The sequence below is a fragment of the Bacillus gaemokensis genome (genome assembly GCF_001590835.1).
In the GTDB taxonomy this organism is placed as follows: domain Bacteria; phylum Bacillota; class Bacilli; order Bacillales; family Bacillaceae_G; genus Bacillus_A; species Bacillus_A gaemokensis.
Map to the genome: position 1 here is coordinate 216,257 of NZ_LTAQ01000001.1, position 15,027 is coordinate 231,283.

At 36.5% G+C, this 15,027-nt stretch carries 13 protein-coding genes; 1 reads left to right on the forward strand and 12 read right to left on the reverse strand.

Translation table 11 applies throughout. The features are described from left to right. Nucleotides 1-36: 36 nt before the first annotated feature. From murD to panE, 9 genes are all read right to left on the reverse strand, one after another. Nucleotides 37-1,389, reverse strand: a complete 1,353-nt coding sequence (gene murD, locus AZF08_RS01075) for a UDP-N-acetylmuramoyl-L-alanine--D-glutamate ligase (protein ID WP_033672182.1) — start codon at nt 1,387-1,389, stop codon at nt 37-39. Further along, a complete protein-coding gene (mraY, locus tag AZF08_RS01080) occupies nt 1,390-2,364 on the reverse strand; it encodes a phospho-N-acetylmuramoyl-pentapeptide-transferase (protein WP_033672184.1) in 975 nt (324 codons plus the stop codon). 22 nt (nt 2,365-2,386) lie between these two features. After that, nucleotides 2,387-3,862, reverse strand: a complete 1,476-nt coding sequence (locus tag AZF08_RS01085; RefSeq protein WP_033672186.1) for a UDP-N-acetylmuramoyl-L-alanyl-D-glutamate--2,6-diaminopimelate ligase — start codon at nt 3,860-3,862, stop codon at nt 2,387-2,389. A gap of 268 nt (nt 3,863-4,130) precedes the next feature. After that, nucleotides 4,131-6,047: a stage V sporulation protein D gene (locus AZF08_RS01090; protein ID WP_033672188.1), complete on the reverse strand. Its 1,917-nt coding sequence runs from the start codon at nt 6,045-6,047 to the stop codon at nt 4,131-4,133. A 153-nt stretch (nt 6,048-6,200) separates the two neighbouring features. Further along, on the reverse strand, nt 6,201-8,348 hold the full coding sequence (locus tag AZF08_RS01095; protein WP_082245962.1) for a penicillin-binding protein: 2,148 nt from the start codon (nt 8,346-8,348) through the stop codon (nt 6,201-6,203). Nucleotides 8,349-8,369: 21 nt separating this feature from the next. Next, on the reverse strand, nt 8,370-8,732 hold the full coding sequence (ftsL, locus tag AZF08_RS01100) for a cell division protein FtsL (protein ID WP_033672192.1): 363 nt from the start codon (nt 8,730-8,732) through the stop codon (nt 8,370-8,372). Nucleotides 8,733-8,747: 15 nt separating this feature from the next. Further along, nucleotides 8,748-9,680 carry a 16S rRNA (cytosine(1402)-N(4))-methyltransferase RsmH gene (rsmH, locus tag AZF08_RS01105; RefSeq protein ID WP_033672876.1) on the reverse strand — a complete coding sequence of 311 codons (933 nt, stop codon included), beginning with the start codon at nt 9,678-9,680 and terminating at the stop codon, nt 8,748-8,750. A gap of 360 nt (nt 9,681-10,040) precedes the next feature. Further along, nucleotides 10,041-11,657 carry a bacillithiol biosynthesis cysteine-adding enzyme BshC gene (gene bshC, locus AZF08_RS01110; protein WP_033672194.1) on the reverse strand — a complete coding sequence of 539 codons (1,617 nt, stop codon included), beginning with the start codon at nt 11,655-11,657 and terminating at the stop codon, nt 10,041-10,043. A 79-nt stretch (nt 11,658-11,736) separates the two neighbouring features. After that, nucleotides 11,737-12,624: a 2-dehydropantoate 2-reductase gene (panE, locus tag AZF08_RS01115; protein ID WP_033672196.1), complete on the reverse strand. Its 888-nt coding sequence runs from the start codon at nt 12,622-12,624 to the stop codon at nt 11,737-11,739. 315 nt (nt 12,625-12,939) lie between these two features. On the opposite strand from panE, the gene AZF08_RS01120 reads away from it, so the two are divergent. Continuing rightward, nucleotides 12,940-13,413, forward strand: coding sequence for an N-acetyltransferase (locus AZF08_RS01120; RefSeq protein ID WP_033672198.1), 474 nt, complete (start codon nt 12,940-12,942; stop codon nt 13,411-13,413). 162 nt (nt 13,414-13,575) lie between these two features. On the opposite strand, the gene AZF08_RS01125 is transcribed toward AZF08_RS01120, so the two are convergent. The 3 genes from AZF08_RS01125 to AZF08_RS01135 all read right to left on the reverse strand — a co-directional run bounded on the left by AZF08_RS01125 (nt 13,576) and on the right by AZF08_RS01135 (nt 14,963). Next, nucleotides 13,576-14,097: an RsfA family transcriptional regulator gene (locus AZF08_RS01125; RefSeq protein WP_033672200.1), complete on the reverse strand. Its 522-nt coding sequence runs from the start codon at nt 14,095-14,097 to the stop codon at nt 13,576-13,578. Between the two features lie 130 nt (nt 14,098-14,227). Next, nucleotides 14,228-14,401, reverse strand: a complete 174-nt coding sequence (rpmF, locus tag AZF08_RS01130; RefSeq protein ID WP_001984764.1) for a 50S ribosomal protein L32 — start codon at nt 14,399-14,401, stop codon at nt 14,228-14,230. Nucleotides 14,402-14,462: 61 nt separating this feature from the next. Beyond that, nucleotides 14,463-14,963: a YceD family protein gene (locus tag AZF08_RS01135; RefSeq protein WP_033672202.1), complete on the reverse strand. Its 501-nt coding sequence runs from the start codon at nt 14,961-14,963 to the stop codon at nt 14,463-14,465. Nucleotides 14,964-15,027: the final 64 nt, after the last annotated feature.

Below are 15,027 nucleotides of genomic sequence, written 5' to 3' on the forward strand. Positions count from 1 at the left end.
ACATCAGTAGGTGTTAACCTACTGATGTTTTGTACTTTATATAAGTTTATGCACAGCTTGTATAAAAATGTCTCCTCTTTCTTCAAATGTTTTAAATTGATCCCAGCTTGCACATGCTGGCGAAAGAAGAATGACATCTCCATCTGTAGAGTGAACATAAGCTCTCTCTACTGCCTCTTCTAAATTATCGACACTTTCAATTATATCTAATCCTGCTTTTTCTGCTGCTTTCACTAGCTTTGGTGCAGTTTGTCCAAATGTTACAATTGCTTTTACATGTTCAAAATATGGAATTAAATCATCAAATTCATTTCCACGGTCAAGACCACCTGCTAACAAAATAATAGGCCCTGTAAATGCTGATAAAGCCTTTTCCGTCGCTAACATGTTCGTTGCCTTTGAATCATTATAAAACTTACGGTTGTTAATTGTCGTCACATATTCTAGACGATGTTTGACACCTGTAAATCGTTTTAATACTAGGGCAATTGCCTCATTTGCTACACCTAGCAATTTTGCGATGCTCATTGCAGCTAAAATATTTTCTAAGTTATGTTTACCAGGTAAAACGATATCCTGAACTTCAACGACTTTCTCATCTTTAAAATAAAGAGCACCATCTTTAATACATGCACCATCTTCAATTACTTTCGTAGCCGAAAATAGTACTTTTTGTCCTTTAGTATTTGCTGATAAGGCCATTACATCTGCATCATCAGCATTCATTACACTATAGTCTGTTTCGGTTTGGTTTTTAAAAATATTCGCTTTCGCTAAACCGTACTCTTTCTTTGTACCATGATAATCTAAATGTGCTTCAAATAAATTTAAAAATGCTGCAATTTTAGGTTGAAACGTTTCAACACCCATTAACTGGAAGGATGAAAGTTCCGTAACAACTACTTCATTTTCTTTTGCCTCTTGTGCAACTTCACATGCTACAGTACCTATATTTCCAGCAATAACGGGGTGTTTCCGTCCTTCTTTCAACATTTCGAATGTTAACATTGTCGTTGTTGTTTTACCATTAGATCCCGTAATTCCAACAAAAGGCGCCTCTGAAATCCGATACGCTAACTCCACTTCTGTTACAATCGAAATTTGTTTTTCTTTCGCTGCAACAAGCAGTGGATTAGAATACGGAATCCCTGGATTTTTTACAACAAGCGAAATATTTCTTTCTAATAATTCTAAAGGATGACCGCCACATACGACGTCCATTCCTTTTGCTTGTAATTCCGCAGCCAATATATTATCAGCTAATGGCTTTCCGTCATTTACAATAACATTTGCCCCTAAGCTTTTTAATAAAGTAGCTGCCGCATAACCACTTTTGGCAATGCCTAATACAAGAATATTTTTATTTTGATAGTCAGTTACAGTTTTCAATTACATCCACACCCCGATATAAATTCCTAATACTGCTAATAAAAATCCTACAGACCAGAATGTTACAACAACACGCCATTCTGACCAACCACATAGTTCATAGTGATGATGCAGTGGACTCATTTTAAAAACACGTTTTCCTGTCGTTTTAAATGAAATAACTTGAATGATAACAGATAAAGTTTCCATTACAAATACGCCGCCAATAACCACAAGTAATAATTCTTGTTTTAATACAATTGCTACCGCAGCTATTGCCCCACCTAAAGCAAGAGATCCTGTATCTCCCATAAAAACTTTAGCTGGATTTGCATTAAACACTAAAAACCCAAGTACTGCTCCAACAACTGCCATACAAAAAATCGCTACCGCATATTGTTCTTGAGCTACTGCAATAATGCTAAACGCTCCAAATGCAATTGCCGCTGTCCCTGATAACAACCCATCTAAACCATCCGTTAAGTTAACTGCATTTGATCCTCCAATAAGCATAATAAGAACCAGAATAAAATATGCCCAGTGCAAATCAAATTCAATCCCCGTTCCAGGAACCATTAAACGCGTATCAAATCCTATACCTTTAGCAATTACAAAAAATGCAATTGCAATCACAAGTTGACCCATTAATTTTTGTTTTGATGTTAAACCAAGATTTCTCTTTTTAACAACTTTTATATAGTCATCTAAGAAACCAATCAATCCATAACCGAATGTAACTAATAATAGTAATGATACTTCCGCACCTAAATGATTAAATTTAATCGCCATTATAAGGGTTGTCACCATCATAGACACATAAATGACAATACCACCCATTGTTGGCGTTCCTGATTTTTTTTGATGTGATTTTGGACCTTCATCACGAATGCTCTGTCCAAACTTCAATTTGCGTAAAAATGGAATAAACAATGGCGAAAGGGCAACAGAAATTAAGAACGCTACCCCAGCCGTTACTAATAAACCTTGTTCAAGCACATGTAGTCCCCCTCTCATGTTGTTACTCTTTGTTGTTTAAACGCTCGGTGATTGCTTCTTTCGCAACTTCACGATCGTCAAAATGATGTACATCTTTTCCAATAATTTGATACGTTTCATGGCCTTTTCCAGCAATGATAATGATATCTTCTGCTTTTACTTCTGAAATCGCATGAAAAATCGCTTCTTTTCGATCAACAATTACCTCATAATTATTCCCTTTTGCACCTGTTAACATATCATCCAAAATTGCTTGTGGGTCTTCACTTCTTGGATTATCTGAAGTGTAGATTGCATGAGTCGCAAACTCTGTAGCAACGCTCGCCATAATCGGTCTTTTCGTTCGATCACGGTCGCCACCACAACCAACGATGCAATACACATTCCCTTTTGCAAATTGCTTTGCTGTTGTTAACACATTTTCCAAACTATCTGGGGTATGAGCATAATCGACAATGACTGTATAATCCTGTCCGCCATCCACAACCTCAAAACGTCCTGGAACTCCATGCAAATTCTTCACAACATCAATAATTGTTTGCAAGTTCACACCAGAAACAAGCCCAGCTGCTGTTGCAGCTAAAACATTGTATACATTAAACTTGCCAATTAACTTCATTGTAATATTAATACTTTCATTCGGCGTAACAAGAGTAAATGATGTACCACCGCTCGTCATAACAATATCTTTTGCCATAATATCGCTACGTGTATCAATTCCATACGTAATAACAGTAGCCGCAGTACTTCTCATATACTCTTCTGCTGCTGAATCATCACTATTTAATACCGCATACTTTTCACGATTATGATGATAACTATTGCCAAGCTGCGCAAAAAGCAGGCCCTTTGCATGCTTATATTCTTCCATCGTTTTATGATAATCTAAATGATCTTGTGTTAAATTTGTAAATACTGCAACATCATAATCACAGCCATGCACACGCCCAAGAGCTAATGCATGTGAAGAAACTTCCATTACTGCACTATTTACGTTTTTCTCAATCATACGGTGAAACGTTTGTTGAAGTGTCAGTGCATCTGGCGTTGTATTTTTCACCTCGAATGTTTCATCACCAATTTTCATATTAATTGTTCCAATTAACCCTGTTTTATGACCGTGTGCTCGCATAATTTCATCCATAATGTGCGATGTTGTTGTCTTTCCATTTGTACCTGTAATTCCAATTAAATGCAACTTCTGCGTTGGCTGCCCATAAAAATAATCAGCTAACACAGCTAATGAACGATAGGTATTTTTCACAAGTACAACTGGAACGTCAACATCAATCGGTCTTTCCGCAACAATAGCAGCCGCACCTTGCGCGGCTGCTTGTTTAGCAAAATCATGGCTATCAACCGTATACCCTTTCATACATACAAATAAGCTTCCATTTGTTACCTTACGTGAATCAGCTTCAATGGATGTAATTTCTGGATTTTCTTTTGGAACAACTGGAAAATCATGCAAACATGATACAAGTGTGTGCAACTTCATTTCACTAAACCCTCTCTACATTGTTTATTTATCTCTTACTTAACAGACAATTCATACCTCTCGTCTTCCATTCATGAAGAATCAGGACGAGAGGTTATTGCCTAAGAGCTCGAAAAACAGCTCCATTCATCAATGAAACATATACTAGTCTCAACTGAACAACTTCATTTTATCTTCTCTTCACAGAAATTCAATTTTTTATGAAAACAAGTCTTCTAAGTTGAACTAACTTCCACCAATTGTATCATAAAACACAACCACTTACCCTTTAATTGCCGAAGTAAATTCTAATTTTCGAACCCTCTTTTACTTTAGCACCCGCTTCTGGCGATTGTTTAATTACTTTCTCTCCTTCACCACTTACATCAAGTTGTAAGTCTACAAGCTGGGTTTGTAAGTCTTTCTTCTTCATCCCAATTAAATCAGGAACTTCTATCGTAGGAGTATCGCCCCATTTATATTCTTTTTCGACTTGCTCCTTGCGTGGTTCTACTCCCATAACAGGTAGCACATCACGAAGAATATTTCCTACAATTGGTGCAGTAACAACTCCACCGAATTGAGTAATTCCTTTAGGGTTATCAACCGCAACATACACAACAATTTGCGGATCATCTGCTGGAGCAAAACCAATAAAAGATACAATATAATTATTATCTAAATACTTTCCATCCTTCACCTTTTGAGCAGTTCCCGTTTTTCCACCAACACGATAACCATCAATATACGCTTTTTTACCAGAACCTTTTGCCACAACGTTCTCTAACGCATATCGAACTTTTTCTGATGTTTCCTTGGAAATAACATTTCGTTTCTCTACTGGTGTTTTCTTTCTTACCACTTGGTTATTAGATGGATCAACAAATTCCTTCGCAATATACGGCTGATATAATGTCCCACCATTTACAGCTGCTGCCACTGCTGCAACTTGCTGAATTGGTGTAACAGACACCCCTTGCCCGAAAGCAGTTGTTGCTTGTTCAACTGGTCCAACTTTTTTTAAGTCAAATAGAATTCCTTTACCTTCTCCTTGCAAGTCAATTCCTGTCTTCTGCCCGAAACCAAAATCATGAATATATTCAAATAACTTCTCTTTCCCGAGACGTTCTCCTAATTCAACAAAACCTGGGTTACAAGAGTTTTGGACGACTTCCAAAAATGTTTGACTACCATGTCCACCAGCTTTCCAGCAACGTAACCTAGCCCCGTCAACTTCAGCTGCTCCATCATCATAAAACGTATCTTTCTCTAAGTCTACTAATTTTTCATTTAAAGCGGCAGCCAAGGTAATGATTTTAAAGGTCGATCCTGGCTCATATGTACTCCATACAGGCAAGTTTCGATTAAACACTTCTGGTGAAACACTTTGAAAGTCTGCTGGATCAAAACTTGGGCGACTCGACATCCCTAAAATCTCACCATTTTTCGGGTTCATCGCGATTGCTATCATACCGTCTGGATTATACGTAGAATCTGCAATATTCAGTTCTCTCTCCATAATCGTATTGATTCGAGAATCAATTGTTAACTTTAAATCCAAACCAGCCTCTGGTTTTTTAAAATCATCCCCGACATTCGGCATACGTTGTCCTTTCGCATCCGCAAAAAAGCGAATATGTCCTTTATCACCATTTAGTTCTTTATCATAATACGCTTCTAAGCCCATAAGCCCTTGGTTGTCACTACCAGCAAAACCTAATACATGCGATAAATATTTTCCAAACGGATAATAACGAATCGAATCTTCGGCAATATAAACGCCTTTTAAACTTAAAGTACGTACTTCCTTCGCTTTATCGTGGGAAATTTTCCTCCCGCCTTTATCCAATCTTACAATTGACTCTTTTTTTGTAACCCGTTTATAAATCTCCTCTTTTTCCACACCTAAAACTGCAGCTAATTTCTCTGCAGTCTCTGCTGGTTTTTCAATTTGCCTTGGTACAACAAAGACAGTTGGTGCACTTTTATTTGTTGCAAGTTCCACACCATTTCGATCTAAAATTTTTCCTCGCTCAGGCTCAAAAGTAATATTACGACTCCAAGAATCCTTCGCACGATCTGTTAACATATTTCCAAGAAAAAACTGTACATATCCAAGACGAATATCAATGATTGTGAAAATGAGTATACCTGATACAAGTATAAAAATAAGTCGTTTTCTAACCGTTACATTCGATACACGCATATTGGAACAAGCCCCCCTTACGCCTAGCTTGTTCCAATATATGCTTGTACCTATTTGAATAGAACTTTTTACTCTTCCTTACTTACATAGCTAAATGTTTCATCTCATCCTACAATTCGCAGAAAGTACTGCCTCACTCATTTAATTTTCACCTTATGGTTTTTCTGCCTCTTGTTGCGGCTCTAGTGGAGGCACAAGTGTTACAGCTAATTCTGTACCAGGTTGTAACAACGCTTCTTCTGCTACACTTTGCTCTGTCACATATCCTGTACCAGATGGTTTCAAGTTAAGATTTAACGTTTTCGCTAAATTCATAACATCACGAAGTGCCCACCCTTGTATATTTGGCATTTTAGGATTATCTCCTACTAAGAAGACACGATCACCCTTCAATGTTTTTTCAGTCGCTTTCGGTACCTGTTGTTTCACTTTACCTTCACCTAATATAACCGGGCGGAATTTCGCTTTTTCTAATGTCGCTTTCGCTTCTTCCATTGTTTTCCCAGTAACATCTGGAACAACTGCTTGTTGTTCTTTCACATACTTTTTCGGATCTTTTACTTCATGTGGTTTAATTTTCAAATACTCTAAACTGTTTTTCGTTACAGACTTAAACATCTCAGCAAGAGGTTGTGCTCCGTATTCATTATCTTTTAGTTTCGGTTGCTTAATTGCTAAGTATACAATCAGCTGAGGATCATCCATCGGTGCCATACCTAGGAATGAGAAAATATAATTTTCTCTTCCAGTCATATATCCACCTTTGCCATCAGGAATTTGCGCTGTCCCTGTTTTACCACCAACTGAATACCCATCAATCTTATACGCATTCCCGGTACCTTTCGGCGATGTGACAACACGTTCTAGTAATTGCCTCACTTGTGCCGCTGTTTCTTTTGAAATGGGCTTTCCTACTTCTTCTGGTTTATGTTGTAATTTCACTTTATCTGTTATGGGATCTACAATTCGATCAATGGTATATGGTTTCATCATTTTTCCGTCATTTGCAATTGCTGTTGCAGCTTGTACAAGCTGCATCGGTGTTACAGTTGACCCTTGTCCAAAGGCTGTTGTTACCTGTTGAATTTGTTGATCAAATATAATTTTATTTTCAGCTTCACCAGGTAAGTCAATATGCGTTTTTTCATCCATTCCAAATTTATGAATATATTGACGGAAACGATCAGATCCAAGTTTTTGATCTCCTAAAATCGCAAACGCAACATTTGAAGAACGTTCAACCCCTTCGTCAAACGTAATAGATCCCCAACCTGCACCGCCATTATGATCTCTTATTTTACGATTTCCAACTGGATACGTACCTGATTGGTAATACTCCTGTCCATTATATACACCTTCATTGATTGCCGCCGCTAATGTAAAGATTTTCATTGTAGATCCTGGTTCAAATGCATTTGCAATTGGATCATTTAAAAAGTATTGAATATCACGCTTATTTGGATCATAACTAGGGCTACTAGACATCGCTAACACTTTTCCCGTTTTCGGATCCGCAACAACCCCAATTAACATTTCAGGTTCATAGTGTTTATCAGCAGCTTTCATCGCATCTTCTAAAAAGCTTTGAATTCGCTGATCTATTGTTAGATACACGTTATCTCCATTTTTCGGTGCCTTTACATTTACTTTTCCACCTTCAAGAGAAACACCGTTACGCCCCCCTGTATACGCTACACTTCCATTAGAAGCACGTAAATACTTATCTAGACTTTGTTCTAATCCAAATTTCCCTTCTGCAATTCCTTTATCATTAGGTTTGGCAAAACCTAATATGTAAGAAGCAAAGTCTCCATTTGGGTATACTCTCGCTTTCTCAGTAACAAATGAGATCCCTGGTATGTCAAGAGCTTCTATTTGATCTTTTTTCTCTTTCGTCAAATTCTTGCCTAGCGTTCCAAACTCCACTTGTGTTCTATCTTTGTTTAAATACGCTAAAACTTCATCTTCATTTTTTTCAAGTACACCCGCAATTTTTTTTGCAGCATCCTTTTTATCTTTTACAGGGGCATCACCCTTCAACTCCGCAACGAGTTTATATGAGTTTGCATCTTGCGCTAACACATGCCCGTTTTGATCGTAAATCGTTCCACGATTCGCTTCTAATACACCGTTTTTATTATGCTTATTTTTTGCAAGTTCCTTTAAGTCTTGATCATACACTGTTTCTGTTGCTTGAATATAAAAAAATCGGGCTAACAACAGCAAAAAGAGCAGGAGGAAAAATATCATAAAGTAACCTGCTCCCCTATTGGTATGAAATTTGTCCATATTTATCTTCATATTTGCTTCACACCTATTGTATTAATGTAAACCTTTCACATTATTCGCATTAATTTCTAGCCCGTGTTTTTTTGCGATTTCTGCGATACGCTCATAACGACTTAACTTTTCAACTTCAGCTTGTAACTCTTGATTTGATTTTTGCTGTTTAACAATTTCACTCTCTATATTTGCTGCTTCCGCATTAACTTGATATAGTCCCGCTTTATTTCCAATAAAAGCGACACAGGAATATAATAAAAAGCCAATAAAAGCGACATACAACAATTTTTCAATTCTTGTGATTTTTGTTTTCACCTTTGGTTGTATTGCCTGCTGCGGGGCTTGAGATTCTACTTGTTCCTGTACTTGTTGTTGTTTATACTTTACAGCTAAATTTGTCATACCTCTCTCTCCTTTTTATCGTTTTTCGGCGATTCGTAGTTTCGAAGAACGCGCCCGATTATTCTCTTCTAACTCTATATCAGAAGGTAAAATCGGCTTTCTTGTAATGAGCTTTAGTTTCGGCTTAAACTCATCTGGAATAATTGGTAACCCTGGAGGAAGTTGTGGTGTTGTACTGTTTCTTTTAAATGTTGTTTTACATATACGGTCTTCTAACGAGTGGAACGTAATAACACTAATTCTTCCGCCCGGCTTGACCATTTCAATCGCTGCTTCCAGTGCCTCTTCAAATACTTTCAACTCGTCGTTTACAGCAATTCGAATTGCTTGGAATACTCGTTTAGCAGGGTGTCCGCCCGTTCTACGAGCCGGAGCAGGAATTCCTTCTTTAATTAATTCTACTAACTCGCCGGTTGTTTCAATCGCCTTATTCTCACGATACGCTTCAATCTTCCTTGCAATTTGCTTAGAAAACTTCTCTTCACCATATTGAAAAAAGATTCTTACAAGTTGTTCATATGACCAGCTGTTTACAACATCATATGCCGTTAATGGGGCATCTTGATCCATTCGCATATCTAATGGTGCATCATGATGATAACTAAAGCCACGTTCTGGTGTATCTAGTTGCGGGGATGAAACACCTAAATCGAATAAAATCCCATCTACTTCTGTTATTCCTAATTCATGTAGTTTTTCTGATAAGTAGCGAAAATTACTCTTTACCGTTATAAATTGATCACCATAAGAAGAAAATCTTTCTTTTGCATTTTGAATCGCAATTTCATCTTGATCAAATGCAATTAATTTTCCTCCTTCTGTTAGCTGAGATAATAAGTAAGAACTATGTCCTCCTCCCCCCAGCGTACAGTCTACATATGTACCACCTGGTTTTATATCCAAACCATCTACCGTTTCTTTCAAAAGAACTGTTACGTGTTTAAACATTGTTGCACCTACTTTTTGCAAAATAATTATGTTGAATGCCTCTCTTTCTCCTTCCTAACAAACCTTGGAGAAATAAACGCTGTTAAAACGCGATTCATTCAACTTACCATGAGTGGAAATCTAATATCCACAAATCGCAGTCTCATTTTATTATATACTAAATTTTATCATCTTTTGCGGGAATTTAAATAAAAACATGTCGAAAAACATAATAATACGTTTACATTTTGTTCTATTTTGTCATATACATGTTTTTTCCCCAGCAATATCGATTCACAACCAATTTGTTTTATAATTCAAAAATCTTTTAGAGGTAATTCCACAAAACAAAAATAAAATCCTGCTCCTAAGAGCAAGATTTTATAGTTTGATAATATGATGCTTTCCATTCCAAGAATACGACTGCTGCGTCACTCGTTCAACAAAATCTAACCCATACTGATTTAAATAGTAACATATACTCCACACGCGTTCTTGCGGCGCAGCTAATGGGCGAAGCGCAAATTGCAAACGACGAAATTTGTTTAGTTCAACTTCATGCTTTTTCTCAACATTTCGCTTCAACATTCTTTCTAACAATTCAATTTGCTCTTTGATTTTTTGTTCATTTTTCCCAGCAAATTGTTGCAATCCAGGATCTATCCTTTTCACAAAACGTTGTAAATTTTCATGAATCTCTATTATTCCCTTTGTCGCTTCTGTAAATTGCTCGTCAATCGGTTCTGCCATTTGATCAGAAAGCCACTTTTCACGTAGTTCATCTATATTTTTTACAAATAGATCACTTTCTTGTAATTGTAAATCATATAAATCCGTTGCAATATCACGCTCTAAATAACTAATTGTCAGACGAGGGACGACCGGTGGCATTCGTAAGCCCAACACATGAAATACTTGCTGCAATTCACTCCAATAAGCTATTTCACCAGGACCTCCAATAAATGCCAATGTTGGAAAAACAAATTCTTGCATAAGCGGTCTTGTTACCACATTATTGCTAAATCTTTCTGGACTCCTTTCCATTTCCGCTATCAATTCCTCATACGAAAATGAATAAGCACCTTCTTTTCCAATAAATCTCCCGTTTTCCTCTTCTAACAGCACACGTTCTTCATCCAGTTGCATAAAGACATGTACTGCATTTGATTTTGTTTCAATAATCGTTTTATATCCTTGTTCCCTCATGAACAACTGTTGATTACGAAGACCTTTTTGCACTTCTTTATATTCGCTTATCATTTGTTTAAAGAAGGAAACTTCTAATTTCCTTAATGCAGGATGATGAGAATCTACGAGAATCAAGCCAGAATCTACAAATAATTTCATAACAAGTTGCGCAAAGAAATCTACATATGTACGAGACTTCTGCAATGCATCTTCAACAAATCGCAATACATCCTTCGTGAATTTTGTCTCTGGATATGTTTTAAAAATCTCCTCAATCCACTTTCTACAGTCTTCAATTGAAAGATCAGATTCAGAAGCACTCGCCTTCTTCGGATGACGATCATGAAAAATCGTCTTTTTTATTTTTTTATTTTTCGTTACAAAAGTATGATTAATTTCATCAATATCATGATCTTCACCAGCAATCCAAAATACAGGGACAACACGGACTCCTAGGCTCTCTTCTTTTTCTTTTGCAAGTTGTAAAATCGAAATGATCTTATGCACAGTATACAATGGCCCTGTCAATAACCCCGCTTGTTGTCCCCCGACAACAACATATGTATTTTCACTTGTAAGCGCCTCTATATTCCGAAGTGTACGTTCTCCCGCATATAATTGTGTATTATATTCTAATAAATGCGCCACCAAATCTTGACGGAAAAACTTTCTATCACTTAGATCATGCAGACGCTGTCTAAATCCATCTTCTGTTAACAGATAGTCGAAGCATGCCTGTATCTCTTTTTTACCATTCATATAGTCCGCCACAACACCTTGTAGTGGAACAGAGATCTCTTTTATCTCCATATAATTCTTCCTTTCATATCCTGTTCTCTCACCAATCCACATTGTAGTCAATGTTCAGTGCAAAAGCAAAGAATATCTCTTATGTTTCTAATCCCTTTATAGCATTATACAAAAATTGTAGCGTAGGAACTTGCTTTTGTTGCGTCCTTGCTTCTTCTATCACATAACCAACAATCGCATCAATTTCCGTTTTTCGGTTCTCTCTCACATCAGCTAGCATAGATGATATGTTACTTGACGTTTTTTGACACACATGGCAAACCATTTCCCATAGTTCTTCTTTCAATTCATCACCTATAAGAAATACAACCTCTTGAAATACCTGTTCCATCGTTTTATAAAAGAAAGGGTTCGATAACAACTCGCCATTTTGTATATTAAATAGGGCTGTTAACGGATTAATACATACATTTACCACAAGTTTGTTATACATCGTTTGTTTCCAATCCTTCTTTACCTCTAATGGGAACAATGAAGAAGAAAAACAATTCAATAATGATCGATATCGATCATTATCACCACGTACTAATCCAAACTTTGTAATTCCAACTCCTGTATGATGTATTATATGTTCATTCTCCTTTTTCGCCCCATGTTCTACGATACCTATTGCTATATTTTCACATGGAAGTCCTTGCAATATTTGAAGATGAGACATCCCATTTTGCAAAAAAATAAGTCGTTGTTGACCAGCGATAAAAGGCATTACATACTTTAAGTGATATTGTTTTACAGCTACAAATGTATAATCTAACCTCTCATCTAAAATTGTTTCTATCGGCTTTACATCAGGAAACACCCGTTCCAAATTTCCATTACGTATGCATACGACCCCCGTTTCCACTAATTTTTCAGCTTGTTCTACCGTTCTAGCAAACAATGTAACATCTTGCCCATTCTTTTTTAAATAAAATGCATAAAGAAGACCAATCGCCCCCGGGCCAATAATTCCAATCCTCATCTTAATTCATACAAGATCCCTTCAACTAATGAACAGGCCAAAATGCCTCTTTATCAATTAAAAGTCTCCTGACTCCCCCTCTCTATATCTATTGTCTTAGCATCAAATATATCTTATTTATATTTCAGTAAAGGAAAATTCTTATCAACAATGTATATACCGATTACGAATACAGTTCATTCTCTAGTTTAGCAAATCCCTCAAAAAAATACTGAAAGAAATATTCTATTTTCTTCATAAAAATGAAAAAATGAGTTATAATATTATTGAAAATATTTATACTTTTCTTTATTTTATAAGACAAGAAGAGGATGTGATAAAATGACATTCCCAAAAGTTGAGCGTTTGCTCATCAATTATAAAACATTAGATGAATTTAAAAAATTTAAAGGCTGTGGCGCCCAAGAGCTTTCCATGTTCGAAGAATTACAAGCAAATATCATCGAGAACGATAGTGAATCTCCATTTTACGGAATTTATTACGGAGGCTCTCTTATCGCACGGATGAGCTTGTATATGAGAAGACACGGTGAGGCTAGTCTTGAATTTACTGGATCTTACGTAGAACTTTCTAAACTTGAAGTATTGCCAAATTTTCAAAAACAAGGTTTTGGTCAAATGCTTGTTGATTTTACGAAACAACTACAATTTCCTATTAAGACAACAGCTCGCATCCAATCTGCTGCATTTTGGGATAAATTAAACTTCCAACAAATATCGACCACGGATGGTGATTTTTACATTTGGTATCCAGAAGTTAATTTGAATGCGGTTACAAATGAAGAATCTGCATAAAACAAAACTTTTATCAGTAAGGTTTTCTTCATCCCCTACTGATAGTTCCCCCTCACTAATCGAGCTTTTACTGGCAGTTATTCTCCTATCAAGTTTTAAGACGGAGGCTTATCACCCGTAAATAGCAGGATAAAAATAAAAACAGCTGTTATCCAGCTGTTTTTATTTTTTCAACTTTTCTAATGTTTCATGCCCATGAACTGAATCTTTCCCTTTTGCTTCTAGCACCATAACATTTCTTTTTCGATCAATGTAATCAAGTAACGTTCGGTATTCTTCCTCATATATAGATAAACGTTGAAGAAGACTTTCTTTTTCTTTTTGCAACACTTCAATTTTTCGTTGTAATTCTTTTGGTTCTTCTTCGTTTTTATATTTTTGTAAAAAGTTAATCACATCATCCACTGTAATAGAAACTAGGGGAACCTCTATCGCTTTTGATTGTTTCACTTCATAATTTTCTATCTTACGAATTTGTTTTGCCTCTTCAATACGTTCTTTATACTGCTTTCTAACGTAAGAATTCCACCTAAAACCACACGCTGCTGGTGTACGGGATAAATTTCTTCCTACCTCTTTAAAGGCAGACAGTTGCGTTCCACCTTCACGAATATGCCGGAGTACTACTTCAGCCAGAAGCAAATCTTCATCATTAGTCCATGCATCTTGTCTTGTTGTTGCCATCCCTCTAGTCCTCCTTATGCATTTTTTATTAAACATATGCAGTTACTAGAAGAGATAGAATACCAACATGAAAAGAATAAAACAAAAAAAATAAACGCAGAAGATATTCTTCTACGTTTATTTCCTGCAATTACTTGCTGATTACTTCTTTACCTTTGTAAGTACCGCATGCTTTACATACACGGTGAGCTAATTTCGCTTCACCACAGCTTGGGCACTCTACCATACCAGGTACTGATAATTTGAAATGCGTACGACGCTTTCTTTTTACTGTTTTAGAAGTTCTTCTAAAAGGTACAGCCATTCTTCCCACCTCCTTAAAAGAAATAGTTATTTTCATATGAAGGCCTTAACCAGTCTTCCGATTATTTGTCAAAAAACTTCGCAAGTCCTGCTAACCTTGGATCAACAGGCTTTTCTTTGTTTTCTTCCGAAATCACTTGCCAGTCTTGACCTTGCGTCGGTGCTCCACCGGAAACATCATCACTGAAAATTTGCATTGGAATCTCCAAAAGTATATTTTCCTTGATTATCGGGAGTAAGTCAAGTACTTCTCCGTCTAAGTAATGGATTTCTGCTTCCGTTTCATACTCTTCTTCTGAAGTTTGGAACACCTCAGTTGTTTTAATGTCAAATGGTAATGTTACATCTACTAAAGATCGAGAACATGGTAATACCATGCTTCCAGTTATATGTAGATGAAACGTAAACTTACTGGAGCCAAAATCAACTCTACCTGTTACGTGAACAGGATTAACTTCGCGAATTTCTTTCTCGACTTCTTTTAGCTCATTTACATCTACCATCTCATCCAATGTCAATCCTTTATTTCTCAATTTGTTTAATTGATGGATGGACCATTTCATATCATATCACCTCAAGGCAACAAACAAAATTATAGCTAGCCATTTTATATTTGTCAATGTTTTT